The 26,360-nt window shown below is 63.0% G+C and carries 28 protein-coding genes and 1 tRNA gene; 16 read left to right on the forward strand and 13 right to left on the reverse strand.

The window, feature by feature from the left end; translation table 11 throughout:
• Window positions 1-84: 84 nt before the first annotated feature.
• The 7 genes from kdpA to NKH99_RS03515 all read right to left on the reverse strand — a co-directional run bounded on the left by kdpA (window position 85) and on the right by NKH99_RS03515 (window position 5,467).
• A complete protein-coding gene (kdpA, locus tag NKH99_RS03485; protein ID WP_352814472.1) occupies window positions 85-1,788 on the reverse strand; it encodes a potassium-transporting ATPase subunit KdpA in 1,704 nt (567 codons plus the stop codon).
• A 25-nt stretch (window positions 1,789-1,813) separates the two neighbouring features.
• Entirely contained in the window at window positions 1,814-1,903 is a 90-nt protein-coding gene (locus NKH99_RS03490; RefSeq protein ID WP_023675300.1) for a K(+)-transporting ATPase subunit F, read from the reverse strand.
• Window positions 1,904-2,236: 333 nt separating this feature from the next.
• Window positions 2,237-3,718, reverse strand: coding sequence for a hypothetical protein (locus tag NKH99_RS03495; RefSeq protein ID WP_353012648.1), 1,482 nt, complete (start codon window positions 3,716-3,718; stop codon window positions 2,237-2,239).
• A 107-nt stretch (window positions 3,719-3,825) separates the two neighbouring features.
• On the reverse strand, window positions 3,826-4,008 hold the full coding sequence (locus NKH99_RS03500) for a hypothetical protein (RefSeq protein WP_352469832.1): 183 nt from the start codon (window positions 4,006-4,008) through the stop codon (window positions 3,826-3,828).
• A complete protein-coding gene (locus NKH99_RS03505) occupies window positions 4,008-4,196 on the reverse strand; it encodes a DUF3606 domain-containing protein (RefSeq protein WP_352502669.1) in 189 nt (62 codons plus the stop codon). Before NKH99_RS03505 ends, NKH99_RS03500 begins: the two co-directional genes overlap by 1 nt.
• Window positions 4,197-4,429: 233 nt before the next feature.
• Window positions 4,430-4,660, reverse strand: a complete 231-nt coding sequence (locus tag NKH99_RS03510; RefSeq protein WP_353012651.1) for a hypothetical protein — start codon at window positions 4,658-4,660, stop codon at window positions 4,430-4,432.
• 372 nt (window positions 4,661-5,032) lie between these two features.
• Window positions 5,033-5,467, reverse strand: coding sequence for a DUF3597 domain-containing protein (locus NKH99_RS03515; protein WP_352539401.1), 435 nt, complete (start codon window positions 5,465-5,467; stop codon window positions 5,033-5,035).
• Between the two features lie 320 nt (window positions 5,468-5,787).
• On the opposite strand from NKH99_RS03515, the gene NKH99_RS03520 reads away from it, so the two are divergent.
• The 4 genes from NKH99_RS03520 (at window position 5,788) to NKH99_RS03535 (ending at window position 8,344) form a co-directional block, all read left to right on the forward strand.
• Window positions 5,788-6,213, forward strand: coding sequence for a cupin domain-containing protein (locus NKH99_RS03520; protein ID WP_352994653.1), 426 nt, complete (start codon window positions 5,788-5,790; stop codon window positions 6,211-6,213).
• Between the two features lie 120 nt (window positions 6,214-6,333).
• The gene (locus NKH99_RS03525; RefSeq protein WP_353012655.1) at window positions 6,334-6,933 is read left to right on the forward strand and encodes a YdeI/OmpD-associated family protein; all 600 of its coding nucleotides are present in this window, start codon (window positions 6,334-6,336) and stop codon (window positions 6,931-6,933) included.
• Between the two features lie 461 nt (window positions 6,934-7,394).
• Entirely contained in the window at window positions 7,395-7,667 is a 273-nt protein-coding gene (locus NKH99_RS03530; protein ID WP_352469463.1) for a hypothetical protein, read from the forward strand.
• A 269-nt stretch (window positions 7,668-7,936) separates the two neighbouring features.
• Entirely contained in the window at window positions 7,937-8,344 is a 408-nt protein-coding gene (locus tag NKH99_RS03535) for a hypothetical protein (RefSeq protein WP_352501933.1), read from the forward strand.
• A gap of 213 nt (window positions 8,345-8,557) precedes the next feature.
• Here NKH99_RS03535 and NKH99_RS03540 read toward each other — a convergent pair.
• A tRNA-Ser gene (locus NKH99_RS03540) sits at window positions 8,558-8,647 on the reverse strand.
• Between the two features lie 430 nt (window positions 8,648-9,077).
• Here NKH99_RS03540 and NKH99_RS03545 point away from each other — a divergent pair.
• The 3 genes from NKH99_RS03545 (at window position 9,078) to NKH99_RS03555 (ending at window position 11,336) form a co-directional block, all read left to right on the forward strand.
• Entirely contained in the window at window positions 9,078-9,401 is a 324-nt protein-coding gene (locus NKH99_RS03545) for a hypothetical protein (protein WP_352469464.1), read from the forward strand.
• A 66-nt stretch (window positions 9,402-9,467) separates the two neighbouring features.
• Window positions 9,468-10,130 carry a peptide-methionine (S)-S-oxide reductase MsrA gene (gene msrA / locus NKH99_RS03550; RefSeq protein WP_353012658.1) on the forward strand — a complete coding sequence of 221 codons (663 nt, stop codon included), beginning with the start codon at window positions 9,468-9,470 and terminating at the stop codon, window positions 10,128-10,130.
• A gap of 216 nt (window positions 10,131-10,346) precedes the next feature.
• Window positions 10,347-11,336 (forward strand): BMP family lipoprotein, encoded by a 990-nt coding sequence (locus tag NKH99_RS03555; protein ID WP_353012661.1) that lies wholly within the window; start codon window positions 10,347-10,349, stop codon window positions 11,334-11,336.
• Between the two features lie 84 nt (window positions 11,337-11,420).
• Here the strand turns inward: NKH99_RS03555 and NKH99_RS03560 are convergent, their stop codons facing one another.
• Window positions 11,421-11,630 (reverse strand): SlyX family protein, encoded by a 210-nt coding sequence (locus NKH99_RS03560; protein WP_031211352.1) that lies wholly within the window; start codon window positions 11,628-11,630, stop codon window positions 11,421-11,423.
• Between the two features lie 180 nt (window positions 11,631-11,810).
• Here NKH99_RS03560 and NKH99_RS03565 point away from each other — a divergent pair, with 180 nt between their 5' ends.
• The 6 genes from NKH99_RS03565 to deoA are packed head-to-tail and all read left to right on the forward strand — an operon-like array spanning window position 11,811 to window position 17,985.
• Window positions 11,811-13,343: an ABC transporter ATP-binding protein gene (locus NKH99_RS03565; protein WP_352539397.1), complete on the forward strand. Its 1,533-nt coding sequence runs from the start codon at window positions 11,811-11,813 to the stop codon at window positions 13,341-13,343.
• Window positions 13,340-14,479 (forward strand): ABC transporter permease, encoded by a 1,140-nt coding sequence (locus NKH99_RS03570; protein WP_352979034.1) that lies wholly within the window; start codon window positions 13,340-13,342, stop codon window positions 14,477-14,479. The genes NKH99_RS03565 and NKH99_RS03570 overlap by 4 nt, the downstream gene beginning before the upstream one ends.
• 1 nt (window position 14,480) lies before the next feature.
• A complete protein-coding gene (locus NKH99_RS03575; RefSeq protein ID WP_352469471.1) occupies window positions 14,481-15,452 on the forward strand; it encodes an ABC transporter permease in 972 nt (323 codons plus the stop codon).
• Between the two features lie 6 nt (window positions 15,453-15,458).
• Complete coding sequence (gene cdd / locus NKH99_RS03580) at window positions 15,459-15,851, forward strand: cytidine deaminase (RefSeq protein WP_352488680.1); 393 nt, start codon at window positions 15,459-15,461, stop codon at window positions 15,849-15,851.
• A complete protein-coding gene (locus tag NKH99_RS03585; RefSeq protein WP_352469473.1) occupies window positions 15,848-16,666 on the forward strand; it encodes a purine-nucleoside phosphorylase in 819 nt (272 codons plus the stop codon). The genes cdd and NKH99_RS03585 overlap by 4 nt, the downstream gene beginning before the upstream one ends.
• Window positions 16,666-17,985, forward strand: a complete 1,320-nt coding sequence (deoA, locus tag NKH99_RS03590) for a thymidine phosphorylase (protein WP_352469474.1) — start codon at window positions 16,666-16,668, stop codon at window positions 17,983-17,985. The genes NKH99_RS03585 and deoA overlap by 1 nt, the downstream gene beginning before the upstream one ends.
• A 110-nt stretch (window positions 17,986-18,095) precedes the next feature.
• Here the strand turns inward: deoA and NKH99_RS03595 are convergent, their stop codons facing one another.
• The 3 genes from NKH99_RS03595 to NKH99_RS03605 all read right to left on the reverse strand — a co-directional run bounded on the left by NKH99_RS03595 (window position 18,096) and on the right by NKH99_RS03605 (window position 20,489).
• Window positions 18,096-18,656: a TIGR02281 family clan AA aspartic protease gene (locus tag NKH99_RS03595; RefSeq protein WP_352767076.1), complete on the reverse strand. Its 561-nt coding sequence runs from the start codon at window positions 18,654-18,656 to the stop codon at window positions 18,096-18,098.
• Between the two features lie 100 nt (window positions 18,657-18,756).
• Window positions 18,757-19,386 (reverse strand): uracil phosphoribosyltransferase, encoded by a 630-nt coding sequence (gene upp, locus NKH99_RS03600; RefSeq protein WP_023675320.1) that lies wholly within the window; start codon window positions 19,384-19,386, stop codon window positions 18,757-18,759.
• Window positions 19,387-19,514: 128 nt separating this feature from the next.
• On the reverse strand, window positions 19,515-20,489 hold the full coding sequence (locus NKH99_RS03605; RefSeq protein ID WP_353012668.1) for an adenosine deaminase: 975 nt from the start codon (window positions 20,487-20,489) through the stop codon (window positions 19,515-19,517).
• Between the two features lie 167 nt (window positions 20,490-20,656).
• Here NKH99_RS03605 and ubiE point away from each other — a divergent pair, with 167 nt between their 5' ends.
• From ubiE to coaBC, 3 genes are all read left to right on the forward strand, one after another.
• Window positions 20,657-21,433, forward strand: a complete 777-nt coding sequence (gene ubiE, locus NKH99_RS03610) for a bifunctional demethylmenaquinone methyltransferase/2-methoxy-6-polyprenyl-1,4-benzoquinol methylase UbiE (protein ID WP_352469477.1) — start codon at window positions 20,657-20,659, stop codon at window positions 21,431-21,433.
• Window positions 21,434-21,497: 64 nt separating this feature from the next.
• Window positions 21,498-23,072 carry a 2-polyprenylphenol 6-hydroxylase gene (gene ubiB, locus NKH99_RS03615; RefSeq protein WP_352539391.1) on the forward strand — a complete coding sequence of 525 codons (1,575 nt, stop codon included), beginning with the start codon at window positions 21,498-21,500 and terminating at the stop codon, window positions 23,070-23,072.
• A gap of 65 nt (window positions 23,073-23,137) precedes the next feature.
• Window positions 23,138-24,595, forward strand: coding sequence for a bifunctional phosphopantothenoylcysteine decarboxylase/phosphopantothenate--cysteine ligase CoaBC (gene coaBC, locus NKH99_RS03620; protein WP_353012671.1), 1,458 nt, complete (start codon window positions 23,138-23,140; stop codon window positions 24,593-24,595).
• Here coaBC and NKH99_RS03625 read toward each other — a convergent pair.
• Complete coding sequence (locus NKH99_RS03625; RefSeq protein ID WP_353012674.1) at window positions 24,592-26,049, reverse strand: MFS transporter; 1,458 nt, start codon at window positions 26,047-26,049, stop codon at window positions 24,592-24,594. The genes coaBC and NKH99_RS03625 overlap by 4 nt on opposite strands.
• Window positions 26,050-26,360: the final 311 nt, after the last annotated feature.

A 26,360-nucleotide genomic window follows, 5' to 3' on the forward strand; every position in this document is an offset into this window, starting at 1 on the left:
AAAGGAGGGGGCGTTTTCTCCCCCTCCGGCTCGGGGCGATGCCGGACCTTTCGAGGTATGATCTTGAACCAGGGCATCGCCGTTTCAGAATGTCTGACCGTGAATCATCGCCAGGTGCTCGACGATCGGTCCGACCGCCAGGGCCGGGAAGAAGGTCAGGCCGCCGACGATCAGGATGACACCGGCCAGCAGCCCGACGAACAGCGGACCGTCGGTCGGGAAGGTGCCGGCGGAGGCAGGGACGGTCTTCTTTGCAACCAGCGAGCCAGCAATCGCCAACGCCGGAATAATGACCAGGAACCGGCCCATCAGCATGCCGATGCCGAGCGTTACGTTGTACCAGGGCGTGTTGCCGCTGAGGCCGCCAAAGGCGGAGCCATTGTTCGCCGCGGCCGAGGTGTAGGCATAGAGAACCTCGGAGAAGCCGTGCGGGCCGGCATTGGCGATGGAAGCAACGCCGGTCGGCAGCACCACCGCGATAGCGGTGAAGATCAGCATTGCAAGCGGCAGGCAGAGCACGCCCAGCATAGCCATCTTGACCTCCTTGGCCTCGATCTTCTTGCCGAGATATTCGGGCGTGCGTCCGACCATCAGCCCGGCGACGAAAACGGCAATGACGATGAACATCAGGATACCGTAGAAGCCGGCGCCGACGCCGCCGACAATAACCTCGCCGAGCTGCATGTTGATGATGGGGATCATGCCGCCGAGTGCGGTGAAGCTGTCATGCATGGCGTTGACCGCGCCGCAGGATGCGGCCGTGGTGATGACGGCAAACAGTGCCGACAGGGCGATGCCGAAGCGGCTCTCCTTGCCCTCCATGTTGCCGCCGTCGACGCCCAGCGCATGGACGAGCGGATTGCCGGCGGCTTCCGCCCAGTAGCAGACGGCAACGCCGGCGATGAACAGCACGCCCATAGCCGACAGAATTGCCCAGCCCTGGCGCTGGTTGCCTACCATGCGGCCGAAGACATTGGTCAACGCCGCGCCGAGGGCGAAGATCGTCACCATCTGGATCAGGTTGGAGATTGCATCGGGATTTTCGAAGGGATGCGCTGCATTGGCGTTAAAGAAACCGCCGCCATTGGTGCCGAGCATCTTGATGGCAACCTGGGAAGCGACCGGCCCGACCGCGATAGTCTGTTGCGCGCCTTCGAGCGTCGTCGCGTTGACGTAGGCAGCGAGCGTTTGCGGCATGCCGAGATAGACATAGACCAGAGTTAACACGATGCAAAAGGGCAAAAGCAGGTAGAGCGTGCCGCGGGTCATATCGACCCAGAAATTGCCGATCGATTTGCCTGAGGCCCTGGCAAAGCCGCGGATCAATGCGACCGCAATGGCGACGCCAGTCGCCGCCGACAGAAAATTCTGCACGGTCAAGCCGGCCATCTGCACGAGATAGGACATCGTGCTTTCGCCGCCGTAGTTCTGCCAGTTGGTGTTGGTCATGAAGCTGGCGGCGGTGTTGAAGGCCAGCCCAGGTTCGACGGCGGTCATGCCGGCCGGATTGTAGGGCAGGCCGCCTTGCAGCCGTTGCAGCAAATAGAGCACCAGGAAGCCGGCCAGGTTAAAGAACAGCAGGGCCGCCGCGTAGGAGGTCCAGTGCTGCTCCTCGCGCTCGCTGGTCCCTGATATGCGGTAGAGCCCGAGCTCGAGCGGGGCCAGAATTGACGACAGGAATGTGCGCTCGCCGCTGAAAACGCGATGCATGTAGCCGCCGAGCGGCTTGGCCAGCAGAACGACGATCCCGCAATAGACGAGGATCTGCAGCCATCCGTTGATTGTCATGGGGTTGGCTCCTTGCCAGCGGAGATCAGAAGCGTTCCGGGCGAACGAGGGCGTATGTCAGGTAGGCGAGAAGAAACAAGGTCACGGCGCCGCCGAGGATATAGTCGAAAAGCATGTTACGATCCCCTAAACTTACAGCTTGTCGCAAGCTTTGATGTAGCCGAAGCATAGAGCAAAGAACGCGATTCCAATCGCGACAAAAACTATGTCCACCGCGCGTTTTCCTTATGTTGTATTTGTTTGTTTACTTTAACAAACTATCCAAACCCGTCGCCGCATCATATCGGCGGCTGGATACACCGCTCCCGTGAATATGGATCAAAGTGCCATAAAGGTTCGAGACGGGACGCGGAGCAAAGAAATCAAAATCCCATAAGGATTTCGCCGCCTCGGCGCTGGCCGAAGCTTCAGGGGGGAGGTGCGCACCGGCGCGCGAAGCTGCCGGGGCTCAGTCCGCGGGGGTGTAGATCACCGCGTAATCGTCCGCATAGGCCCGCTTCCAGCCCAGTTGGTCGAAGAACGGAATGCGGCTGTCGTCGGCGGTCAACAATGCCCAGCCTATCGTATATTTGTCGAGTTGGGCTTTCAGGATCGGCTTGCCCCGGCTGTGCCCAGTCTGCTCATCCGTTTCCGTAAAGCCATTCAGGAAGAGCTGATCCGCGCGGCCGTCAATAAACGTCCTGATGTCATGAAAAATCAGCGTGCCGCCGAAATCGTAGGAGTTCAGCAGATTGCCCGACAGATTATGGGTTTGGGCAAAGGCCAGTGCGTCCCTCGCCGAGGTCTTCTGGCTCGGCGCGACCGGATAGCTCGTGAAGGCGGCAGCCGCCAAAACCAGCAAAACGGCAAGTCCAGCACAAATCCTGGAAAATTGCCGTGTGAAAAATTGTTCAAGTCCGTCACGCTTTTCCGCCGCCCATTTCTCGGCTGAAAGCGCTGGATATTGTTGCGCGACCTCGACGGCAAGGACCACCGGCACGAGAAGAAAGAACAGGTACATGAACCGTATGTGGGTGAGATAGACGTGCAACGTGAAGACAAGGAACAGCGCCTTGGCCCAGCCAATGCGCAATCTCGACACGAGCAGCCCGAAAAGCGCCACCAGCAGGGCCACCTCCTGGAGGGTGTGCCGCGCGGCGTCGAAGGGCTGCCACTCCGCAATGTAAGGCACCGCCTCATTGCCATAGGCCACGGTGAATGTGGCGAGTATGGCCTTGACGCCATAGGGATTGAGCAGGCTGACCAGTGGGCAAAGCAGCCCGAAAAGGATCCACTTGGCCAGCAGCCGGGGGTTCGACAAGCGTGTGCGCATGACGAGATCGAGGCCGGCGAAGGCGGCGATGACGAAACCGAAGGTGAAGGTGGCATGGAGATTGGCCCAGAGGCAAAGCAGCGCCAGCAGCCATAAGGGCGGTGCTTTCTCGTTGCGTGCGGCCTGGAAAAGACCGGCGGTCCAGACGACGATGATGGGCAAGGTAAAGATGTGCGGCCGGGCGACATAGATTGGCCCGATCAAGAGCGCGAGAACCAGCGTCAGTCCTATCGCCAGCGTCGGCTTCAACCACGCGCTGAGATGCCACGACGTCAAGAAGGCCGTAAGCGCGATTACTGCAGTCGCCAGCAGCACCACGCCGTTCCAGCCGCCGGCTTGAAAGGCAATTGCAAGGAGGACCTGGCTAAGCCATTCCTTGGCGATCCATGGCTGGCCGGCAAAAGTATAGGAATAGATGTCGACGGTGGGGAATGTGCGGCGTGCCAGCATATCCATGCCGACCTTGATGTGCCACCAGCTATCGGGATCCTGCAGGAGGGAGTGGGCAAAGGCGAGGAGCGCCGCCGCCATCACGACCGCCGCCACCAGGCAAAACATCAGCCTCACATGCCGTATGTCGTCTATCGACGGCCTCGCCCCACCAGATATCCCGCGCATATGGCATCCCTGAGCCGCGATAGCGGAAGGGATAGGCCGAATTTGTTAGAAAACCGATAAGCCGCAGGATCGCGGCCCCATGCCGCGCGTCCAACCGGCTGGGCGGCTCAGCCCTCGGCCTTGAAGTTCTTGGCTTCCTTCTCGACCTTCGGGCTGTCCTTGCCGTGCTTGCGCATCAGATCCTTCGCCTGCTTCGGCGAAACGTCGGTGGTTTCGGCCAGGCGCAGAGCCTCCTTTTCGTCCAGATCGCGCGTCTTGCGGTCGGCCATTGCGGTTTTCTTGTCAGCCATTACGACGCTCTTATGCTCTCGGCGATTTCGTTCAGCACCTTGCGGTCGGTGCCGTGGCGCTTGATCAGCGTGCGCGCCTGCTCAGGGGTAATGCCCGCTTCCTCGGCGAAGTGACGTACCTCGTAGTCTTCGCCGCCCGCCACTCGTGAGCGGTCGCGACTGTCGGTCTTGGTTTTGTCGTCGGCCATGGCAGCTCTCCTCATCTCAACGAGAGCATAACGGGCAAGATTTCAGCGAGTTCCTTCGAGCGTGTCGCCCAACTACCGGCTTCGGGCATGACCCGGCATGAGCAGCGGTTTTGCTCAAAGCAATGGCTTGGTGCCAGGCCGACCTTCACGCACAAACAGGCCGGCCTCTTTGGCGGCGCTGCCACCGCCCGCCACTGCTCCTGGGCGCAGCCTGATGTTCGTTCCAGATTGTTTTAATGGGAGCGATGGTCGAACACGACGCCCATGGTCCTACCAACCGCCGTCATGACGATAAGCTCGACCAGATCGTCGTCACTGTTGCCGCAGGCCGGAGCCGTCCTGCGAACGATGTCCAGCATCGCCCTCGTCGATACGGTGTCGCCGGCACCGAACCGTGAAAGCGCAGATGAAACAAGCTCTTGGGCTGTCAAGTCGGCGACCGTCACCCGCTTCACCACGTTCATTGGCTTCCTCCCACCATGAACCCTCTCCCGAGAGAATGATACGCCGAACGTCGCGTTTCGCCAGCAAAATGGTGGTCCTACCAGCGCGTGGGCAGCGACCGAAATCGTCGGTTTTGCGGGAGGCAATCCGGGCGCGAGGGCAGCGCTTTTGTGCCATGCGACTTCGCCATGGACCCAATCCCGGCGGCCGGGATCGGTCTCAGTTTTATTTACGGGCAGTCTGATGCTTGGCAGTGTGGTCTGCTCGGTTGCGGCCGAAGCCGGCGCAGCAAGAACCACGGTGCGGGCAGAACCGGTCTGTCTTTTTTGTTTGACGCAATTCCGGACGGAAAACCGTTCACACGTTTTCCTGGAATTGCTTGTCTTGTGACTCTAGGCGGCCAGGTCGCTCGGAAGCTTGCCGCCGTTCTCGGCCAGCTTTTTCATCAGTGCGTCGTGCAGCCACAGATTCATCGTTACAGTGTCGTTCATATCGCCGGTGTAGTTCAGCTCGTGGGCAAGCTCCTTGCGGGCGCCGAGGCTGCTGTCGATATTCAGAGCCTTCATCAGGTCGACGATCGAATTCTTCCAGTTGAGTTTCTGCCCCCTCGCGGCCACCGCCTTGTCGAGAATGGCAGCGATGTCAGGGGCAGAGGACGGCGCGGCCGGCGCGGCCGGAGCTGGGGTTGCAGCCGGGGCGGATCGGGTAGGCGCCGTCGGCTGGGTGGCCGTGCTCGAAGCAGGCGCGGGAGACGGTTGCGCCGGCGGCGCTTCGCCCGCAACCGCGTTTCCGAAAATCGCACCTTTGATACTGTCGAAAATGCCCATTGCTATCTCCTGTATTGGCTCGACGGTGTGTTGCCCTGACGGTCGGTGAGGCGACCGTTGCCGAATGCCGCATTGAGCGCCCTGGTTGTACCGGACCACGAACGCAACGCAGGGGCAACTCAAAACTGACTAAAAGGTAAAGGCTTGGTTGCATTGGGGGATCGGCTCAGTGATCCGGCCCGAGAGTAGAATAGATCGGATCGCGGCCCGGCAAATCGTCACGCGCAATGGACGGGGAACGGTCAGCAGCCAGTTTTGCTGACGCAGACCAGAAAAATCATCTAGATTCGTGTTCGCAATTCGCTGAGAGGAACGAAGCCATGACAGCAGTCGTCGCATCCGACAGGCTCGAACGTTCGCTGGTTTGGGCAGAGGACGATCTGTCGGTCAAATGGGCCGGCGCTTTCGCGGTTTACGGCGGGCACGGCACCACCCAGTCCTCGGTCATTGTCTACGAGATCGAGCCCGGCAAGCGGCTCGGCTGGCACAGAGACGCCACCGAAGAGACGCAATACATCATCGCCGGCACCGGCGAGCTACACATTGAGGGCGGCAGCACCCACCCGGTCGGGCCCGGCAGCGTCCTGGTACTTCCGACGCCGGTCCGGCACGACCTCGTCAACACCGGCACCGAAACCCTGCGCGCCGTCGCTTTCTTTGCGGCGGCGATGTTCACGCAGACATTCGACGACGTCATGCTGCCGCCGAAATCCCATGTCCTCGGAACGCCCAATCGTGCGGGCTGAATGCGTGCCGGCGAGAATCACCAGGCCTGCGGATTGCGGACTCGGAGCTGAGATGAGCGCGCGCGCGGCCGGCAAGCGGTTTGGCGTCGTTACGCGCCTGCGTCGTGGGCGGACCGGCTGATGGCGCCCGTCAAGGTCGACCCCGCCAAGGTGCGCGAGTTCAGGGATGCCGAAAGCTTCCATGCCTGGCTTGGCGAGCATCACGACAGCGAGGACGAAGTCTGGATCAAGATCCATAAGCTCGATTCGGGACTGCCGTCGATCACTCCGAAGCAAGCCATCGACGTGGCGTTGTGCTGGGGCTGGATCGATGCCGTGCGCAAGGCCTTGGGCGGCAAAAGCTACCTGCAGCGCTACACCCCGCGCGGCAAGAAGAGCACCTGGAGCCAGATCAATGTCGACAATGTCGCCCGGCTGATCGAGGAGGGCCGGATGACCGAGCACGGGCTGAGGCAGGTCGATGCGGCCAAGGCCGACGGCCGCTGGGCGCGCGCCTACAAGAGCGGCAAGGGGATGAAGATCCCCGACGACCTCCAGGCGGCAATAGACGCCGAGCCCACGGCGAAAGAGATGTTGGCAAAGCTCAGCGGCCAAAACCGCTTCGCACTCGCCTTCCGCATCCACAACATGAAAACCGAAGCCGGACGCAAGAAGAAGATCGCGGCGTTCGTGGAGATGCTGAAGCGCGGCGAGACGATCTATCCGCAGGGCAGAAAGTAACATCTGACGAGGCGTGCCGGCGCTGCGTCTTGTGCTTGTCCCGGTCGGCGAGCCTCGAATGCGGCCGGATCACTGCTCAGGCCCACCTTCGATCCAGGCGATGTCGCCGACGATTTGTTTTCGACGAGCGTCGCCCGGCACTTCGACACCAGCTCTCATTCGTTTAGTTGATGCAGGAAAAAGTCTCGTCCTCACAGTCGGCATGGTATATTAGCAGGCGCTGTTATGAGGTTTTTGCCCGTTCAGGAGCCGACTGGCACGTGGGCCGTGTTTGATGCGACCGTGGATGTGCCTGCGGATTTTGCTGGCAGTGCCTTATCGGCTTGCCGCGGGAGCGGGCGGAGTGGCTCGCAGCAAGAGCCAATCAAGATGCTGCAAAAGGCACTTCGATTTGCCGGTTGTCAGCTGCCGGATCGGCACAAGCCGCGGTTCTTAGACTTAGACCGATAGGAGAGATTTCGATGATGCAAGAAAGGGTAATGGCGGCTGCGTTGGCAGCCAGGAATCAGGAAGCGGATATTCGTGGTGTCTTCGATATCACCAACAAAACCGATGCGCCAATTGGGCCCCGCCGATTGGGCGAGGCTATCCACTTTGTCGCCAATGCACCTATCGTTGGCTATGATGTTCACGCCGCCGTCATCAGATATGGCCCAGTCGGAACCCCCAGCCTCAGAGCAACAGATTGCGCACAGCTGTGGGAGAAGTTCGGCGAGGCCTTGCTGCAACACTGACGGGCAGATCTTTGGCGCGTATGGCACCACCATCGTGCAGGACACTTCCCTGGCGAGAACGACATGCAAGCCTGGCCGGTAATGTTGCAATTAAATTAGCGTGAGTGCATATTTTTTGCTGGCTGGACTCGCAACCGGCCAGGCCCGGCGGCCGGCCGCCAACGGGCTGTCAGGCCGGCGACAAATGGCTCCGCAGGCCCGACGGTCCCTTGGCAAGATCGCCGGAACCACAGCATGATGCGGCGGCAAAACGGGTTTGGGAGAATGATATGCCTAAGGTTTCGGAACTCTTTTTCAAGACAGCCATCATCTTTCTTATTCTGGGAATTGCAGCTGGCCTGCAGATGGCAATTTCAGGCGATCACGGCGCGTTTCCGGCTCACGCGCACATCAACCTGCTGGGGTGGGTCACCAGTGCAATATTCGGCGGCTATTATGCGCTGAACCCGGCGAAGGCTGCCCGCAGGAGCGCGATGATCCACTACGGAGTCTACAATCTCGGCCTGGTCGTGATGCTGCCGGCGCTTTACCTGATGCTGCAGGGAAATCCGGCGCTCGAGCCGATCGTCGCCACCGGCTCAATGATTGTCGCTGCCGCCGTGCTGATCTTTGCCTTCGTGGTTTTCTCCGCCGAAACAGAGCGCTCGGTCTCGGGAATACAAGCGGTCCCGCGCTAGACGGGGCGGCGACGGTGCCGAGTCGACCAAGCCCGCGCTTCTGGTGAAGCGCGGGCCGATTGGTTGTAGGCTGATCTGAGGTAAGGGTGCGGCGAAGATGAAAGCCGCTCAGCAGCCTTCGCGCCCCTCTGCCTGCCTGCCTCAAGATACTGCATCGCAGCGGCAGTCGCCGTCCAGCGTCCCTTCAGACTCGGCGAGCCGGTGAGATTTAACTGGCGGAGAGAGCGGGATTCGAACCCGCGTTACGGTTTCCCGTAAACACACTTTCCAGGCGTGCGCCTTCAACCACTCGGCCACCTCTCCGTCTCTTTAGCATTTTCGACGCGGCCGGTTTCGCCGCGCGGGTTGGGGAGATGCATCTCCTTTGGGATTCCGGTGCCGGAATTCCGGCCGTGGGCGCCGTCAACCAGCGGATACCCTTTCCCCGCACCTGAGCCGTCAAAGCAACAGGCGCGGGGCTCATCTAGTCGATCCGGTGCCGAATGCCAAGACATAACGGCAGTCTATTCGCTTTGCCGGATACGGATGCTCAGCCCATGCCGCTGAGGCACCCGTTGGGAGCCTATCGAAAGGAGCGGCGGAGGTGTGCTTGCCGTCCCCGGCGCGCCACCGGTCCCGGCGAACCGGCGGCCGCAGGTTCAACTTCGCGTGTCGCGATTGCGGATAAAGCACGCAGATCCTATTTAACAGTCCACACGACATTCTGATAAACTCCTGGGGAGGAAGGGTCCGGATGTTCCGCTTTATCTTCCGTCTTGCTGCAATGATCGCGCTGTCGGTTTCGGTCATCATGGCCGTGCTCGATGCGACCCGCTCGGTGGCGGCTTCGGCGCTGGTGATGACTCCGCTCAACACCAGCTGGCTCGCGGTTTCGCCGGATACGCGCAGCGCCTTCGAAAGCTTCGTCCGCGACAAGGTCAACCCGCTGCTGTGGGACGGTGCCATCGCCTGGGTGCTCAGCCAGCCCGGCTTTGCCGTGTTCGCGGTGCTGGCGTTCATTCTTTATGCCATCGGTTACAGGCGGCAGCGCCCCAGCGGGCGGTTCGCCGCAACCTGACATTTCCAGCCTGACCCGGTGATCCCGTACCAGGAAGGCTCAACCAAGAAGAAAAGGAAGCCACACATGTTTCTCAGCGACATGCTGAACAAGAAGCTCAACCTGCCGAAACCCTCCGAGGCGTTGCCCGGCCGCGACCGGCCGATCCCGACGGCATCGAAGCACTTTGTCTCGAACAGGCCGCTCAAGGGTCCTTATCCCGAAGGGATGGAAATGGCGATGTTCGGGCTGGGCTGCTTCTGGGGCGCCGAGCGCCTGTTCTGGCAAGTCGAGGGCGTATGGGTCACGGCGGCCGGCTATGCCGGCGGCGTCACGCCCAACCCGACCTATCAGGAAACCTGCACGGGCCTGACAGGCCATGCCGAAGTCGTGCTCGTCGTCTACGATCCCAAGATCGTGTCCTATGCCGAGCTCTTGAAGCTGTTCTGGGAAAGCCACGACCCGACGCAAGGCATGCGCCAGGGCAATGATGTCGGCACCACCTACCGTTCGGCGATCTATACGTTCAACGACGCGCAGTACCAGGCGGCGCTCGCCTCGCGCGATGCCTACGAGGCTTCGCTGCGCGGTGCCGGACGCGGCAAGATCACCACCGAGATCGCGCCGGCGCCGGAATTCTACTTCGCCGAGGAAGACCACCAGCAATATCTGGCGAAGAACCCTTACGGCTATTGCGGCCTGCACGGAACCGGCGTCACCTGCGCCATTCCGGCCGCCGTCTCCGCCTGATTTTATACCCCTGACGCAAGGAATATGCTGTGGCGCCGCGATGCGGCGCCATGCTTTTCCAAAGGGTCAAAATTCCACGTGAATTTTGTTTCGGGCCGTGCCAGATTGACCCGAAGCGGGAGGAAGACACTCCTGCCCGACACCCGTATGCCTGCCGGAGAACCGGGCCGGCATGCGGTGCATAATGGACAAATAACCGACAGGGGTGTGGATCACATGAAACGTATCGTTCTCGGCCTCATGGCCGCAGCTGCAATGGTTCTTCCGGCCTTCGCCGCGGACATTCAACCCGCGATCCTCTATGATCTCGGCGGCAAGTTTGACAAGTCGTTCAACGAGGCATCCTTCCACGGCGCTGAAAAGTTCAAGACCGAGACCGGCATCCCCTATGTGGAATTCGAGGTCAGCAACGCCACCCAGCGCGAGCAGGCGCTGCGCCGTTTCGCCGAGGACGGCCGCAACCCGATCGTCATGGCGGGCTTCTCGTGGGCTGACGCGCTTGACAAGATCGCCACCGAGTTCCCCGACACCAAATTCGCCATCATCGACATGGTCGTCGACAAGCCCAATGTCCGCTCCCTGGTCTATAAGGAGCAGGAAGGCTCGTACCTCGTCGGCGTGATGGCGGCGATGGCTTCCAAGACCAAGAAGGTCGGCTTCGTCGGCGGCATGGATATTCCGCTGATCCGCAGGTTCGGCTGCGGCTATGTCGGCGGCGCCAAGGCGGCCGGGGCCACCGACGTCATCCAGAACATGACCGGCGATACGCCGGCAGCCTGGAACGATCCGGCCAAGGGCGGCGAGATCGCCAAGACGCAAATCGACCAGGGCGCCGACGTAATCTACGCAGCGGCGGGCGGCACCGGTGTCGGTGTGCTGCAGGCAGCGGCCGACGCCGGCAAGCTCGGCATCGGCGTTGATTCCAACCAGAACGGCCTGCAGCCCGGCAAGGTGCTGACCTCGATGGTCAAGCGCGTCGACGTTGCCGTCTACAACACCTTCATGGATGCCAAGAACGACAAGTTCACGGCGGGCGTCAACGATCTCGGCCTCAAGGAAGGCGGGGTCGACTACGCCATGGACGACAACAACAAGGCGCTTGTCAACGATGCGATGAAGGCGGCGGTCGAAAAAGCCAAGGCCGACATCATAGCCGGCACCATCAAGGTGCACGACTACATGTCGGACAATGCCTGCCCGTATTGATCGATTGCTGTTATTGATCGACTGGCACTGCTGAAGTGACGAGCCGCCGGGTGAAAGCCCGGCGGTTTTGTCTTGTCGGCCCGCTCACCAGTGCGGCGGCTTGGTCACCGGCACGTCGGGCGCGGCCTGTTCCTCCAGCGCCAGGAAGCGCTCGGCCAGCGCGTCCAGCTTGCGCTGCATGCGCTCGATCACCTTCCACTGCTCGGCGATCTGGCCGGAAAGTTCCTCGATGGTCTTCTCCTGCTCGGCGGCGCGGATTTCCAGCGTCGTCAGCCGGTCCTCGGGCATGGTCATTTGAAATCCTCGATCAGGCGATTGTGCAGGCTGCGGCCACGTTGGAAATTGACAAGCATGGCGGGATTTGTCGAGAGTGAACCTGCTCCGGCCAATTGCTACGGACCCAATTGGCACAGACTGGGCGTCATGCTAGGCGTTTGACCAAGCGGTAAAAAAATAACAGTGGGAACAGGCTGCATGGCGCAAGCCGCAATCGAGCTGATCGGCATCGACAAGAGCTTTGGCGCCGTGCGCGCCAACCGCGACATCAATCTGGAGATTATGCGCGGCACCATCCATGGCATCGTCGGCGAAAACGGCGCCGGCAAGTCGACGCTGATGTCGATCCTCTATGGTTTCTACCAGGCCGATTCCGGCGAGATCCGTGTCGGCGGCCAGCCGGCATCGATCAAGACACCGAATGATGCGATCGCGCTCGGCATCGGCATGGTGCATCAGCATTTCATGCTGGTCGACAATTTCTCGGTGCTGGAAAACGTCATTCTCGGCGCCGAAAGCGATGCGCTGCTGAAGAAGAGCATTGCCAAGGCGCGTTCCGAGCTGGAGCGGCTCGAGCGCGAATACGGGCTCGAAGTCGATCCCGACGCCATCATCGAGGAGTTGCCGGTCGGCCTGCAGCAACGCGTCGAAATCCTCAAGGCGCTCTATCGCGGCGCCGAGATCCTGATCCTCGATGAGCCGACAGGCGTGCTGACGCCGGCCGAGGCCGACCACCTGTTCCGCATCCTCAGGCAGCTGAAGGAGCAGGGCAAGACGATCGTGCTGATCACCCACAAGCTGCGCGAGATCATGGCGATCACCGACACGGTGTCGGTGATGCGCCAGGGCACGATGGTGGCGACACGCGAAACCAGGAAGACCACGGTCGAGGAGCTGGCCGAGCTGATGGTCGGCCGGCGCGTGCTGCTGCGCGTCGAAAAGGGCGAGGCGAAGGCCGGCGGCGTCAAGCTTGCGGTCAAGAACCTGACGGTCAAGGATTCCCGCGGCGTCACCATGGTCGACGACGTCTCCTTCGACGTCCATGCCGGCGAGATCGTCGGCATTGCCGGCGTCGCCGGCAACGGGCAGTCCGAATTGCTCGAGGCGATTTCCGGCATCAGGCATGCCGTTTCGGGCTCGGTCATGCTCGACGGCAAGCCGATCGACCTCACCGGCGCCGCCGACCCTGGCGAGTTGCGCGAGCGCGGCCTTGCCCATGTGCCGGAGGACCGCCATCATGTCGGGCTCGTGCTGGCCTTCGAGGAGAACGAGAATTCGATCCTCGGTTATCAGGACGACGCGCGCTATCTGAAGGGGCCGTTCCTCGACATCGATGCCATCCGTAACGATGCCAGGGACAAGATCGTCAAATATGACATCCGCCCGGCGGACTGCCGCCTCAAGACCGCCAATTTCTCCGGCGGCAACCAGCAGAAGATCGTGCTGGCGCGGGAAATGGAACAAGATCCCGGCGTGTTGATCGTCGGCCAGCCGACACGCGGCGTCGATGTCGGCGCCATCGAATTCATCCACAAGCGCCTCATAGCCATGCGCGACCAGGGCAAGGCGGTGCTGGTGGTTTCGGTCGAGCTCGACGAGATCCGCTCGCTGTCCGACCGCATCCTGGTGATGTTTGCCGGCCGCGTCGTCGGCGAACGCGGCCCCGACGCGACCGAGGGCGAGCTCGGCCTGCTGATGGCCGGCGTCGAGCACCGGGAGGCCGCCGAGTGAGCACCCCCTATGCCAAGCTGCCGGCCTGGGCCGATTACGTGCTGATCCCGCTGATCAATCTGTTCGTCGCATTCGTCGTCGCCGGCTTCGTCGTCATATTGGTCGGCGAGAACCCGCTGCGTGCAGCCGTCATCCTGGTCGAGGGTGCCTTCGGCCGCGGCCAAGGCATCGCGTTCACCCTTTTCTATGCCACCACCTTCATCTTCAGTGGGCTTTCGGTGGCGGTTGCGGCGCATTGCGGCCTGTTCAACATCGGTGGCGAGGGCCAGGGCTACATCGCCGGTCTCGGCATAGGCATCGTTTGCCTGGCCTTCGACAGCCTGCTCCCTTGGTGGCTGACCTTCCCGATCGCCATTATCGCCGCCGCGGCGATGGGCGCGCTGTGGGCGCTGATCCCGGCCTATCTGCAGGCCAAGCGCGGCTCGCATATCGTCATCACCACCATCATGTTCAACTTCATCGCCGCCAGCGTCATGGTCTATGCGCTGGTGGGGATGCTGAAGCCGCCCGGCTCGATGGCGCCGCAGACGCGCACCTTCCTCGAAGGCGCGCAATTGCCGAAGCTCAACTGGGTCATCGAATTGTTCGGCGCTAAAATCCGTTCGGCGCCATTCAACGTTAGTTCCCTGCTGGCGCTAGCCATGGCCTTTCTGGTGTGGGTGCTGATCTGGCGCACGAAGCTCGGCTACGAGATGCGCACCTATGGCCACAGCCCGAAAGCGGCGCGTTATGCCGGCATTTCGGAGATCCGCATCATCATCATTGCGATGATGATCTCGGGCGCGCTGGCCGGCATGATGGCGCTCAACCCGACGATGGGCGACCAGCACAATGTCGCGCTCGAATTCGTTTCGGGCGCCGGTTTCGTCGGCATCGCGGTGGCACTGATGGGACGCCTGCACCCGGTCGGCATCGTGCTGGCGGCGATCCTGTTCGGCATGCTCTACCAGGGCGGCGCCGAGCTCGCCTTCGAGATGCCGGTGATCAGCCGCGACATGATCGTCATCATCCAGGGCCTCGTGATCCTGTTCGCCGGCGCGCTCGAGCATATGTTCCGGCCCTACGTCCAGGCGTTGTTCGCCTCGCTCAGCCCGAAATCGGTCGGCATGGAAGCGGTCAAGGGGAAGGGCGCCTGAGATGGATTTCTTCAACGCCATCGTACAGGTCCTGGACTCGACCATCCGCCTGTCTGTGCCCTTGCTGCTCGCCTGTCTCGCCGGCCTCTATTCGGAGCGGGCCGGCGTCTTCGACATCGGGCTCGAGGGCAAGATGCTTGTCGGCGCCTTCGCCGGTGCGGCCGCCGCCTCGGTCTTCCACTCGGCCTATCTCGGCCTCGGCATGGCCATCCTCATCTCGGTTGCCTTCGCGCTGATCCACGGCTTTGCCTCGATCACCCATCGCGGCAACCAGATCGTTTCCGGCGTCGCGATCAATTTCATTGCCGCCGGATCGACGATCATGCTCGGCCAGGCCTGGTTCCAGCAAGGCGGGCGCACGCCGGCGCTGGCCGCCGGCGAGCGCTTCGAGGCAATCATCTGGCCGGGCGCAGAGGCGCTCAGGAGCGTTCCGATTCTCGGGCCGATCTATTCGGAACTCATCTCCGGCCATTCCGTGCTGGTCTATCTCGCCTTCCTGGCCGTGCCGTTCACCTGGTGGGTGCTGTTTCGCACCCGCTTCGGCTTGCGCCTGCGCGCCGTCGGCGAGAACCCGGCCGCGGTCGACACCGCCGGCATATCAGTCGCCTGGCTGCGCTATCGGGCGCTGATCTGCACCGGCGTGCTCACCGGCATTGCCGGAGCCTATCTGTCGATGGTGCAGAATGGCGGCTTCGTGAAGGACATGACCGCCGGCAAGGGCTATATCGCGCTGGCCGCGCTGATCTTCGCCAAATGGAAACCGGTCAACGCCATGTTCGCCTGCCTGCTGTTCGGCTTCCTCGACGCCGCGTCGATCCGCCTGCAAGGCACGCCGCTGCCGCTGATCGGCAAGGTGCCGGTGCAATTCATGCAGGCGCTGCCCTATGTGCTGACCGTCATCCTGCTTGCCGGCTTCATCGGCAAGGCAATCCCGCCGCGCGCCGGCGGCGTGCCTTATGTCAAGGAACGCTGATCTATTATGGCTCATGATCTGTTCGAAGCGGCGAAAGCCGCCATGGCCAAGGCCTATGCGCCCTATTCGAAATTTCCGGTCGGCGCGGCGTTGCGCACCGAGGACGGCCGTGTCTTCACCGGCGCCAATGTCGAGATCGCGTCCTATCCGGAGGGCTGGTGCGCCGAAACCACCGCACTTGCCAACTACATCATGGGCGGCGGCGGCAAAATCACGGAAATCGCCGTGATCGCCGAACGCGTGGCAAAATGCTCGCCCTGCGGCGGCTGCCGGCAGCGGCTGGCGGAATTCTGCCGGCCGGAGACGAAGTTCTATCTCTGCGATGATAGCGGCGTGGTCGAGACCGTGACCATGGGCGAGTTGCTGCCATACGGGTTTGAAGGCGATGTGCTGAAATGAAGGAAGCGCTCGATCACCTCGTCGAAAGGCTGGACGGGCTGGCGCCGACTACCGCCTTGGTGCTGGGGTCAGGGCTTGGCGGGCTTGTCGACCAGGTCGAGGATGCGGTGCGAATCTCCTACGCCGACTTGCCGGGGTTTCCCCGAAGCGGAGTCAGCGGCCATGCCGGCGAGGTGGTGGCGGGGCTCTTTGCCGGCACGCCGGTGCTGATGCTGTCCGGCCGGGCGCATTATTACGAGCACGGCAACGCGGCGGCGATGCGGCCGGCACTCGAGGTGCTCGCCGGCCTCGGCATCTCCAGGCTGATCCTCACCAACGCCGCCGGTTCGGTCGATCCCGGGATGGGCCCCGGCTCGGTGATGCTGATCACCGATCACATCAATTTCTCGGGCTCCAACCCGCTGATCGGCGAACCGAGCGACCGCCGTTTCGTCGGCCTGACCGAAGCCTATGACGCCGGTCTCCGCTCCGCCATCGAGCAGGCGGCGAAGGCCACCGGTACCAAGCTGCACAAGGGCGTCTATATGTGGTTCTCCGGCCCATGCTTCGAGACGCCCGCCGAGATCCGCATGGCGCGCGTCATGGGCGCCAACGCGGTCGGAATGTCGACGGTGCCGGAGGTCATTCTCGCCCGCTTCCTTGGGCTGCGCGTCGCCGCCTGTTCGGTCGTGACCAACCTTGCTGCCGGCCTGACCGGAGCCGAGCTGTCGCACCAGGAGACCAAGGACATGGCGCCGGTTGGCGGTGCGCGGCTGGCGACCATTCTGCAGCGTGTTTTTCAGGACGGGCTTCCGGAGCACAGGGTCGACGCCTGATGCTTCCCCAGGAAATCATCCGCCGCAAGCGCGACGGCCAGAAGCTCTCGGCTGAGGAGACAGCGTTCTTTATCGAGGGTTTGACCGCCGGCACAGTCACCGACGCGCAGGTCGGCGCCTTTGCCATGGCGGTGTTCTTCAACGGCATGAGCCGCGACGAGGCGGTGGCGCTGACTATGGCGATGCGCGATTCCGGCGATGTGCTCGACTGGTCGGATCTGCCCGGCCCGGTCACCGACAAGCATTCGACCGGCGGCGTCGGCGACAATGTCTCCTTGATGCTGGCGCCGATCGTCGCTGCCTGCGGCGCCTATGTGCCGATGATTTCCGGCAGGGGTCTGGGCCATACCGGCGGCACGCTGGACAAGATGGATGCCATCCCCGGCTATATCAGCCAGCCGGATGTTGCGCGCTTCCGCAAGACGGTGCTCGAAACCGGCTGCGCCATCATCGGCCAGACCGCCGATCTCGCACCCGCCGACGCCAGGCTCTACGCCATCCGCGATGTGACGGGAACGGTCGAATCGGTGCCGCTGATCACTGCTTCGATCCTGTCGAAGAAGCTGGCCGCCGGCCTCAATTCGCTGGTGCTTGACGTCAAGGTCGGCAACGGGGCCTTCATGGAGAAATCGCGCGACGCAACCGCACTGGCCAACAGCCTGGTCGACGTCGCCAATGGCGCCGGCCTTAAGGCCTCGGCGCTGGTCACCGGCATGAACGAGCCCCTGGCGTCCGCCGCCGGCAATGCGGTCGAGGTGCGCAACGCCGTCGATTTTCTCACCGGCCGCTTTCGCGACCGGCGGCTGGAGGACGTGACGCTGGCGCTGGCCGCCGAGATGCTGCAATCGGCAGGCCTGGTGTCGTCCAACCAGGACGGCCTGCGCCGCGCCGCCGAGACGCTGGCCGGCGGCCGCGCCGCTTCCATCTTCGCGCGCATGGTGGCGGCACTGGGCGGTCCCGTCGACTTTGTCGACAATCCGGAAAAATATCTGCCGAAAGCGGCAACGGAATTCGCGGTCAAGGCGAGCGCGAACGGCTTTGTCACCGGCATCGCGACCCGCGAGATCGGGCTTGCCGTGGTCGGGCTTGGCGGCGGGCGGACGCGGCCCGACGACAGGATCGATCACGCCGTTGGCATCACCAGGCTGTTGCCGGTCGGCGCTGAAGTGCGGGCCGGCGAAGCGCTGGCGCTGGTCCATGCCCGCAATACCGGGGATGCCGAAGCGGCCGCGGCCGCCGTGCTTTCGGCGTATACCATCGGCACTTCCAAACCGGCCACGGAGAAAACCGTCATCCGGCGGATCCTGCCCCGCGGGTAGAGCCATTCCGACGGTATCGGATGGGTTCTATCTTTCTTTGGACCACGATCTTGTCCGAAGACTGGTCCCCAACTTTTCGCAGGCGCGGACCTGCGGTTCGGGATCACGTTCTACTGAACCAGCAGCAGCTTGCCGCCTTCGACCTGGTATTTTTCGAGCCGCTGCAGAAAGCTCATGCCGATCAGGTTGGTGTGCAGCGCCCTGTCGTCGAGCACGACGGCCTCGACGCCCTCGACGGTGATCTTGCCGATCTGCAGGCGATCAATCGTCACCACGGCGGCCTTGATCGCACCATTGGCGGTGTTGACCTGATGGCTGAAGTCCGTCGAATTGAGCGAGATGCCGATCCTGCGCGCGGTCGAGGTGTTGATGGCGACGAGCGTCGCACCGGTGTCGATCATGCCGTCGACCTGGCGACCGTTCAACTTGAAGACCGACATGAAATGCCCGCGCGCGTCCGCGGTGACGACGACCTTGCGGCCGAGCGGCTGCGGCGTTGCCGGCCTGTCCGGGACGGCGGCGAGATTCAGGTTGGTTTGTGTGTCGGCCGGCCTGGCTCCGATGGCGGATTTCAACAGCCGCTCGATTACCTGTGAATTGGACTGATACACGATCGGCAGCGATGCCGACGTTCCGGCAAACACGCCAAGGATGAGGAGCTTGCGCAGCATGGACCGGCCTTTGTGGTTGCCGATCCTTAGTCCGACATGGTGTCTGCCGCTTTAACGAGTGCGGAAACCAGCCGTTTGCGTAAACAATCGGTAAACGGATCTATTTGGTGCCGTACATGCGGTCGCCGGCATCGCCGAGACCCGGCATGATGTAGCCCTTTTCGTTGAGTTGGCGGTCGATGGAAGCGGTGAAGACCGGAACATCGGGATGCGCCTGGGTAAACCGCTCGAGGCCCTCTGGTGCCGCCAGCAGGCAGAGGAAGCGGATGTTGGTGGCACCGCGGCCTTTCAGCTTGTCGATCGCAGCGATCGCCGAATTGGCGGTCGCCAGCATCGGATCGACGACGATCACCAGCCGGTCGGCGAGGTCGCCTGGCGCCTTGAAGAAATACTCGACCGCTTCCAGCGTCTCATGGTCGCGATAGAGGCCGATATGGGCGACACGCGCCGCCGGCACCAGATCGAGCAGGCCTTCGAGCAAGCCGTTGCCGGCGCGCAGCACCGAGGCGAAGACCAGTTTCTTGCCCTCCAGCGTCGGCGCCTCCATCGTTTCGATCGGCGTCTCGATGGTCGTCGTCGTCAGTTCCAGGTTGCGGGTGACCTCGTAGCCGAGCAGCAGCGAGATCTCGCGCAGCAGCCGCCGGAAGCCGGCCGTCGAGGTTTCCTTCTTGCGCATGATGGTCAGCTTGTGCTGGACAAGCGGATGGTCGACGACGGTGACGCCCTTCATGGTGTTCTCCAACTGCGCAAGTGAATGGTGAATGGTGAATAGTGAATAGTGAACTGGTTTGCGAGTCCTTGGTTGCGCGGAAAAACTCGCGGCTGACGGACCGAAGCGCCGGGTGAACCATTCACCATTCACCTGCCCTTGGCGCCGAGCCTGCCCAGCAGCACCGCCCTGGTCTTCCTGTCGACGAAGGCTGCCTCGATGGCCGTCCTGGTGACGGCGGTGAGCGCCTTGTCGTCCATCGCAAAATGCTCGGCAGCGATGTCGTATTCGCGTTTCAGCGAGGTCCAGAAGTAGGGCGGGTCATCGGAGTTGAGCGTCACCTTGCAGCCCGCTGCCCGCAAGGCGGGGAAGGGATGGTCGGCGAAGCTGTCGAAGAGTTTCAGGGCGATGTTGGAGCCAGGGCAGCATTCGAGCACGACGCCTTCGTCGGCGATGCGCCGCACAAGCTCGGGGTTCTCGATGGCGCGCACGCCATGGCCGATGCGAGACGGGCGGATGTGGTCGAGTGCCGCCTCGACGCTCTCCCAGCCCATCAATTCGCCGGCATGGACGGTGATGCCGAGGCCGGCCTCGCGGGCGATCTCGAAGGCCCTGACATAATCTTCCAGGTCGCCTATCCGCTCGTCGCCGGCGACGCCGAAACCGGTCACCAGCGGATGCCCGCAGCGCGCGGCGAAACGCGCCACCCGCTCGATCGATTCGACACCGAAATTGCGCACGCCGGTGACGATCATGCGGCCTTCGATGCCGGTCTTCGCCTTGGCGCGGGCCATGCCTTCGCCGAGCGCGTCGGTATAGGCCTTTGGCGACAGCCCGGCCTTGTTGGCATGGTCGGGCGAGGTGAAAACCTCGGAATAGATGGCGCCGTCGCGGGCGAGGCTGGTCAGGTAATGGTCGGCCAGCCGCGCATAGTCTTCTTCGGTGCGGAACAGGTCCGACGAGAAGTCGTAGGCGGCGAGGAAAGAGGTGAAGTCGTGCCAGACGAAGGAGCCGTCCTGGATGTAGGGCGAGGCATCCTTGCCGTATTTCTCAGCCTGGCGGAGGACGAGTTCAGGCGCCGCTGCCCCTTCGATGTGGCAGTGCAGTTCTGCTTTCAAAGGCATTCAATTATCCCGTCAGGCTTTTTCTTATGACGCAAGTTCCTGTCGAAAAACCGTGTGACACTTTTCCGGAACCTGCTTCGAAGCGCGGCCGAACACCGCGCCTTAAACAATAGCGCCCGCACCATCGATCGGCTATGGTCCCGCCGATTTTATGGCGGATCAAAACGATGTCGGTTGAAAGAACCACTGCTGCGGGCGGCATGGAAACCTCCTATGGTTTCAAGCGGGTAGGGCCAGGCGACAAGCAGTCCCTGGTCAATGATGTTTTCCACAAGGTGGCGAACCGCTACGACCTGATGAACGACCTGATGTCGGCCGGCTTGCATCGATTGTGGAAGGACGCCATGGTCGCCTGGCTCAATCCACCGAAGCGGCCGGGCTGGAGCGTTCTCGACGTTGCCGGCGGCACCGGCGATGTCGCCTTCCGCATCGTCGAGGCGAGCGGCAGGCACGCTCATGCAACGGTTCTCGATATCAACGGCTCGATGCTCGCCGTCGGCCGCGACCGGGCCGAGAAAAAAGGCCTGTCGGCAAATACCGATTTCGTCGAAGCCAATGCCGAGGAACTGCCTTTTGCCGACGCTACTTTCGACGCCTACACCATCGCTTTCGGCATCCGCAACGTGCCGCGCATCGATGTGGCGCTTGCCGAAGCCTATCGCGTGCTGAAGCCTGGCGGGCGCTTTCTCTGCCTTGAATTCTCCGAGGTCGAGATGCCGCTGCTCGACAAGGTCTATGAAGCATGGTCGTTCAACGCCATTCCGCGGATCGGCAAGGTGGTGACCGGCGATGACGAGCCCTATTCCTATCTGGTCGAATCGATCCGCAAGTTTCCCAATCAGCAGAATTTCGCGGCGATGATTTCGCGCGCAGGCTTCGAGCGCGCCTCATTCCGCAATTATTCCGGCGGCATCGCCGCGCTTCATTCGGGCTGGAAGCTTTGAGGCTGGCCCGCATTTTCCGACGTGCCTTGCGCCAGTTCAGGAAACCGGCAGGGCAAAGCCAGCCATGAGCAGCATCGGCGCTGGTTTCAGGCTCGTGCGGGCCGGCTGGGTGCTTGTGCGCGAGGGTGTCATCGCGGCTTTGCCCGGTGACGAGCTCTTCGGCTTGCCGAAATTCGGCTGGCGCATGGCCCGGCTGTTCACCCGCCGTCGGGCGCTTGCCTATGAGCGCGGCGACAGGCTGGCCAAGGCGGTCGTGCGGCTCGGCCCGTCCTACGTCAAGCTCGGCCAGTTCCTGGCGACACGGCCGGATGTCGTCGGCAACGATATCGCGCTTGATCTTGCCATGCTGCAGGACAAGATGCAGACGTTTCCCAAGGCCGAGGCTGTCGCCGCGATAGAGGCCTCGCTCGGACGCAGGGTCGACGAGCTCTATGTCAGTTTTGGCGAGGCCGTCGCCGCCGCCTCGATCGCCCAGGTCCATACCGCCGAAACGCTGCAGGACGGCGTCGTTAGGCGAGTGGCGGTGAAGGTCATCCGGCCGGGCGTGCGCCGCCGCTTCTTTCGCGATCTCGAAAGCTATTTCCTCGCCGCCCGGCTGCAGGAAAAGTACATCCCGTCGTCGCGCCGGCTGCGGCCGGTCGAGGTGACGGAGACGCTGGCCCAGACTACCAAGATCGAAATGGATTTGAGGCTGGAGGCGGCGGCTTTTTCGGAGCTCGGCGAGAATACCAAGGACGATCCCGGCTTCCGTGTGCCGTCGGTCGACTGGGAGCGCACCGGTCGTGACGTGCTGACCATGGAATGGGTCGACGGCATCAAGATGAACGATATTGCCGGCCTGACCGCCGCCGGCCACGACCTGAAGGCGATTGCCGCCAACCTCGTTCAGTCGTTTCTGCGCCATACGCTGCGTGACGGTTTCTTCCACGCCGACATGCACCCGGGCAACCTGTTTATAGAAGCCGACGGCACCATCGTCGCCGTCGATCTCGGCATTGCCGGCCGGCTCGGCAAAAAGGAGCGCCGCTTCCTCGCCGAAATCCTCTACGGCTTCATCACGCGCGATTACCAGCGCGTCGCCGAGGTGCATTTCGAGGCCGGCTACGTGCCGCGCCAGCACAATGTCGCGGCCTTCGCCCAGGCGATCCGGGCGATCGGCGAACCGATCCACGGCCAGCCTGCCGAGACCATCTCGATGGCCAAGCTGCTGACGCTGCTGTTCGAAGTGACCGACCTCTTCGACATGGCGACGCGGTCCGAGCTGGTGCTGCTGCAGAAGACCATGGTCGTCGTCGAAGGCGTCGCCCGCACACTCGACCCGGCCTTCAACATGTGGAAGACGTCGGAGCCGGTGGTGAGCGGCTGGATTGCCCGCAACCTCGGCCCGCGCGCCCTGCTGGCCGATGCGCGCGACGGTGCCAACGCGCTGCTGGCGCTGGCCCGCCAGGCACCGGACCTCGCCGCCCGCACCGAACGGCTGTCGCGTGAGATCGACCTGATGGCCGAACACGGCCTGCGCTTCGACGAAAGGACCGCACGCGCGATCGGCAAGGCCGAGGCGCGCTACACCCGCTCCGGCCGGCTGGCGCTGTGGGTGATCGCATTGACGCTGGTGTATATCGCCTGGCGTATTTTCTAGCGCTTGTTGCAAAGTGATTGCATTGCTATCATTGCACTCAGCAATTCCGGGCAAGGTGCAATCAGATGGCCAGCATCACGATCCGCAACCTTGATGACGAGGTCAAGGACCTGCTGCGCCGACTGGCGGCGGAGAATGGCCGGTCGATGGAAGACCAGGCGCGGGTGATGATCCGCGCAGCGGTCGAAGGTCAGTTCGGTTCGGCCGGTCGCATCGACCAGATCGAGAAAACACTGCGCGAACTGACGAGTTCGCAGAGTCCAGCAGCGCCGGTGGTCGCCGTCTCCAGCCCGCGAGGCATCCTCTCCGGCAAGCGCATCCTGCTGATCATCGGCGGCGGCATCGCCGCCTACAAGGCACTCGACCTGATCCGCCGGCTGCGCGAGCGCGGTGCGGCAGTGCGGGTGGTGATGACCGCGGCGGCGCAGGAGTTCGTCACTACGCTGTCGGCCGGGGCGCTGTCGGCCGACCACGTCTTCACCGAATTGTTCGACCGGCAGGACGAGCACGACATCGGCCATATCAGGCTGTCGCGCGAGGCCGACCTTTTGGTCGTGGCGCCGGCCACCGCCGACCTGATGGCAAAGCTCGCCAATGGCCATGCCAACGACCTTGCCTCGACCGTGCTCATCGCCACCGACAAGCGAGTTTTGGTGGCGCCGGCGATGAACCCGAAAATGTGGGCGCATCCGGCGGTCCGCCGCAACCGTGCGACGCTGAGCAAGGACGGCGTCGCATTCGTCGGCCCGGCGAAGGGCGAGATGGCCGAGAGCAACGAGGTGGGCGAGGGCCGGATGGCCGAGCCGCTGGAGATCGTCGCCGCGATCGAGGCGCTGCTCGACAGCCGGCCAAAGCCGCTGGCGGGCAGGAAGATCATCGTCACCTCCGGGCCGACGCATGAACCGATCGACCCGGTCCGCTACATCGCCAACCGGTCGTCGGGCAAGCAGGGCCACGCCATCGCGGTGGCGCTGGCCAGGCTCGGTGCCGACGTGCGTCTCGTCTCCGGCCCGGTCGGCATTGCCGATCCGGCCGGCGTCGCCACGCTGCACGTCGAAACGGCCGTCGAGATGAAGGACGCCGTCGAGCAGCTGCTGCCGGCCGACGCGGCAGTGTTCGTCGCGGCTGTCGCCGACTGGCGCACTCAAAGTTCGGCCGGGGAAAAGATCAAGAAGGTGGCGGGCGAGGGGCCACCGGCGCTGCAGATGGTGGAAAATCCCGATATTCTCGCCGGTGTCGGGCATCACAAAAAGCGGCCGATGCTGGTGGTCGGTTTCGCCGCGGAGACGCAGGACCTGGTCAGGAACGCCGAGGCCAAGCTTGCAAAAAAGGGTGCCGATCTTATCGTTGCCAATGATGTCTCGCATGAAGATGGTTCCCCGGGCGTGATGGGCGGCGACCGCAACAAGGTGCGGATCGTCTCGAAGGCCGGCGTCGAGGAATGGCCGGAGATGAGCAAGGACGAGGTGGCGACGCGGCTCGCGGCGCTGATCGCCGACCGGCTGAAGACGGTCGTTGTCTAGTCAATCTCCCCCACGGAGATTGACAGCTTCGCCGGCTTCGTGTCGGTCGCCCCCGAAATCCGCAAGGCGGCAAGGCATCCCAGGATTCCGAGCGGGATAAACGCCAGGAACAGCCAGGCGGCGACACTTGCCGCGGCCTCACGGTTCAGGCCTTCGGAAAAGCCGCTGGCGTTGGCGACGATGCCGGTCAGTGCCGCCCCCACGGCATAACCGATGCGCTGCATGGTCGGCACAGCGGCCGAGGCGATCGTCTGCTCGCCTTCCTTGGCCGATGCCACGATGACACGCGTGACGAACGGCCAGGCGATGCCGAAACCGCCGCCTTGCAGCAAGGCACAAAGCAGGATCAACGGGATAGAGCCGGCCGGCACCGTATAGGCGAAACCGGCGACGCCCGTGGCGATCATCAGCGCCCCGCCGACGATGATCAGCCGCTCGCGTTCCGGCGGCGCATTGGCGACGAGGATCGACAGGATCGACCAGGCGATCGATTCGGCGGCGATGATGTAGCCGGTGGTCAGGATCGGAATGCCGTGCAGGCTGGTCAGAAGCAGCGGACCGTAGACGGTAAAGGAGCAGGTCGCCACCGAAAACGCCGCGACCATGGTCATGCCCGCGCCGACCGGCGAGCGCCACGAGAACAGCCGCGACGGGAACAGGCGCGAGCGCGGCTTCAGTGCGTCGATATAGATAAACAGCGCCAGGCCGATCAGGCCGAGGGTGAGCAGCAGCGACGAGCGCAGCAGGGCGATGTCGACGCCGGCGGTGGCAATCAGCACGACGCTGACGGCGAGGCAGCCAAGCGCCGCAAAGGGAAAGGGCGGCGCCGAGCCGCCCGTCGCCTGCGGCCTTGTCGCTTCAGGTGTATCGAGCACGATGAAGCTTGCCAGCGCCATCGCCGTGCCGCCGAGGGTGAAGACGCCGAAGGCCCAGCGCCAGGACAGCAATTCGGTCATGACCGCGCCGAGCACGGGGCCGCTGAATGCGGCGACGCCCCAGATCGCCGACATGACGCCGAAAAGCTGCGGCCAGATCGCGCGGGCAAACACCCGCTCGACCGAGACGAAGGCCAGCGACACCAGCGCGCCGCCACCGAGCCCTTCGATCAGGCGGCCGCAGAGGAACAGCGGCATCGAAGGCGCGGTGGCGCAGACCAGCGCGCCGGCGGCATAGAGCATTGCGGCGACCATCATGTTGGTGCGCAGCGCGACATAGCTCACCAGCCGTCCGGCGGCCGCACCGGCAACGATGGCGCCGAGCTCGTAGATCGCCAGCGACCAGCCGACCAGTTGCACGCCGGCGAGTTCGCCGACCATGGCCGGCATGACCGTTGCCACCATGGTTTCGTTGGTGGCGTGCAGCAGGATGCCGAGGCTGATGAAGCAGAAGCGCGCCAGGTCGCCGCTCGCCCACAGCGCGCGCCAGTCGACCCTGTTTGTGCTTGTCTTGGTCATCCGGTCCCCCAGGCTTTCTCAGACGCTGGTCTGAAGTATTGGAGCGTTCTTCACGTCCAAATGAGTACATGCCGCAGTATGGGAGGACTTCTAGAACCTCAACCGTAGTTGAGATCAAGCGGTCTTGATCGCCGTTGACGTGGCGGATTTCAAAATTGTGCGATGGGGGACGATCACGAGGCGTTGAGATTCTGGTCAGACCGAAGACAAGCAATATTGGATCGCCGCAATCTTCGGTCACGGTAACGGCATGAACACAGTTGCCATGCCGTGATCTTCGAGCGCCCCAACTTTGAACATCAGGGCGGCCC

The organism is Mesorhizobium sp. M0854, assembly GCF_040319815.1.
Lineage (GTDB): Bacteria > Pseudomonadota > Alphaproteobacteria > Rhizobiales > Rhizobiaceae > Mesorhizobium.

Coding starts and splice junctions, on each gene's coding strand:
- coaBC (WP_353012671.1), top strand. CDS start 23,138: ATGGCCAGCATCACGATCCGCAACCTTGATGACGAGGTCAAGGACCTG.
- NKH99_RS03575 (WP_352469471.1), top strand. CDS start 14,481: ATGGATTTCTTCAACGCCATCGTACAGGTCCTGGACTCGACCATCCGC.
- NKH99_RS03515 (WP_352539401.1), bottom strand. CDS start 5,467: ATGGGCATTTTCGACAGTATCAAAGGTGCGATTTTCGGAAACGCGGTT.
- NKH99_RS03585 (WP_352469473.1), top strand. CDS start 15,848: ATGAAGGAAGCGCTCGATCACCTCGTCGAAAGGCTGGACGGGCTGGCG.
- NKH99_RS03520 (WP_352994653.1), top strand. CDS start 5,788: ATGACAGCAGTCGTCGCATCCGACAGGCTCGAACGTTCGCTGGTTTGG.
- ubiB (WP_352539391.1), top strand. CDS start 21,498: ATGAGCAGCATCGGCGCTGGTTTCAGGCTCGTGCGGGCCGGCTGGGTG.
- NKH99_RS03530 (WP_352469463.1), top strand. CDS start 7,395: ATGATGCAAGAAAGGGTAATGGCGGCTGCGTTGGCAGCCAGGAATCAG.
- NKH99_RS03605 (WP_353012668.1), bottom strand. CDS start 20,489: ATGCCTTTGAAAGCAGAACTGCACTGCCACATCGAAGGGGCAGCGGCG.
- kdpA (WP_352814472.1), bottom strand. CDS start 1,788: ATGACAATCAACGGATGGCTGCAGATCCTCGTCTATTGCGGGATCGTC.
- msrA (WP_353012658.1), top strand. CDS start 9,468: ATGTTTCTCAGCGACATGCTGAACAAGAAGCTCAACCTGCCGAAACCC.
- NKH99_RS03505 (WP_352502669.1), bottom strand. CDS start 4,196: ATGGCCGACGACAAAACCAAGACCGACAGTCGCGACCGCTCACGAGTG.
- upp (WP_023675320.1), bottom strand. CDS start 19,386: ATGAAGGGCGTCACCGTCGTCGACCATCCGCTTGTCCAGCACAAGCTG.
- NKH99_RS03535 (WP_352501933.1), top strand. CDS start 7,937: ATGCCTAAGGTTTCGGAACTCTTTTTCAAGACAGCCATCATCTTTCTT.
- NKH99_RS03565 (WP_352539397.1), top strand. CDS start 11,811: ATGGCGCAAGCCGCAATCGAGCTGATCGGCATCGACAAGAGCTTTGGC.
- NKH99_RS03625 (WP_353012674.1), bottom strand. CDS start 26,049: ATGACCAAGACAAGCACAAACAGGGTCGACTGGCGCGCGCTGTGGGCG.
- deoA (WP_352469474.1), top strand. CDS start 16,666: ATGCTTCCCCAGGAAATCATCCGCCGCAAGCGCGACGGCCAGAAGCTC.
- NKH99_RS03595 (WP_352767076.1), bottom strand. CDS start 18,656: ATGCTGCGCAAGCTCCTCATCCTTGGCGTGTTTGCCGGAACGTCGGCA.
- NKH99_RS03525 (WP_353012655.1), top strand. CDS start 6,334: ATGGCGCCCGTCAAGGTCGACCCCGCCAAGGTGCGCGAGTTCAGGGAT.
- NKH99_RS03560 (WP_031211352.1), bottom strand. CDS start 11,630: ATGACCATGCCCGAGGACCGGCTGACGACGCTGGAAATCCGCGCCGCC.
- NKH99_RS03495 (WP_353012648.1), bottom strand. CDS start 3,718: ATGCGCGGGATATCTGGTGGGGCGAGGCCGTCGATAGACGACATACGG.
- NKH99_RS03510 (WP_353012651.1), bottom strand. CDS start 4,660: ATGAACGTGGTGAAGCGGGTGACGGTCGCCGACTTGACAGCCCAAGAG.
- NKH99_RS03500 (WP_352469832.1), bottom strand. CDS start 4,008: ATGGCTGACAAGAAAACCGCAATGGCCGACCGCAAGACGCGCGATCTG.
- ubiE (WP_352469477.1), top strand. CDS start 20,657: ATGTCGGTTGAAAGAACCACTGCTGCGGGCGGCATGGAAACCTCCTAT.
- cdd (WP_352488680.1), top strand. CDS start 15,459: ATGGCTCATGATCTGTTCGAAGCGGCGAAAGCCGCCATGGCCAAGGCC.
- NKH99_RS03545 (WP_352469464.1), top strand. CDS start 9,078: ATGTTCCGCTTTATCTTCCGTCTTGCTGCAATGATCGCGCTGTCGGTT.
- NKH99_RS03490 (WP_023675300.1), bottom strand. CDS start 1,903: ATGCTTTTCGACTATATCCTCGGCGGCGCCGTGACCTTGTTTCTTCTC.
- NKH99_RS03555 (WP_353012661.1), top strand. CDS start 10,347: ATGAAACGTATCGTTCTCGGCCTCATGGCCGCAGCTGCAATGGTTCTT.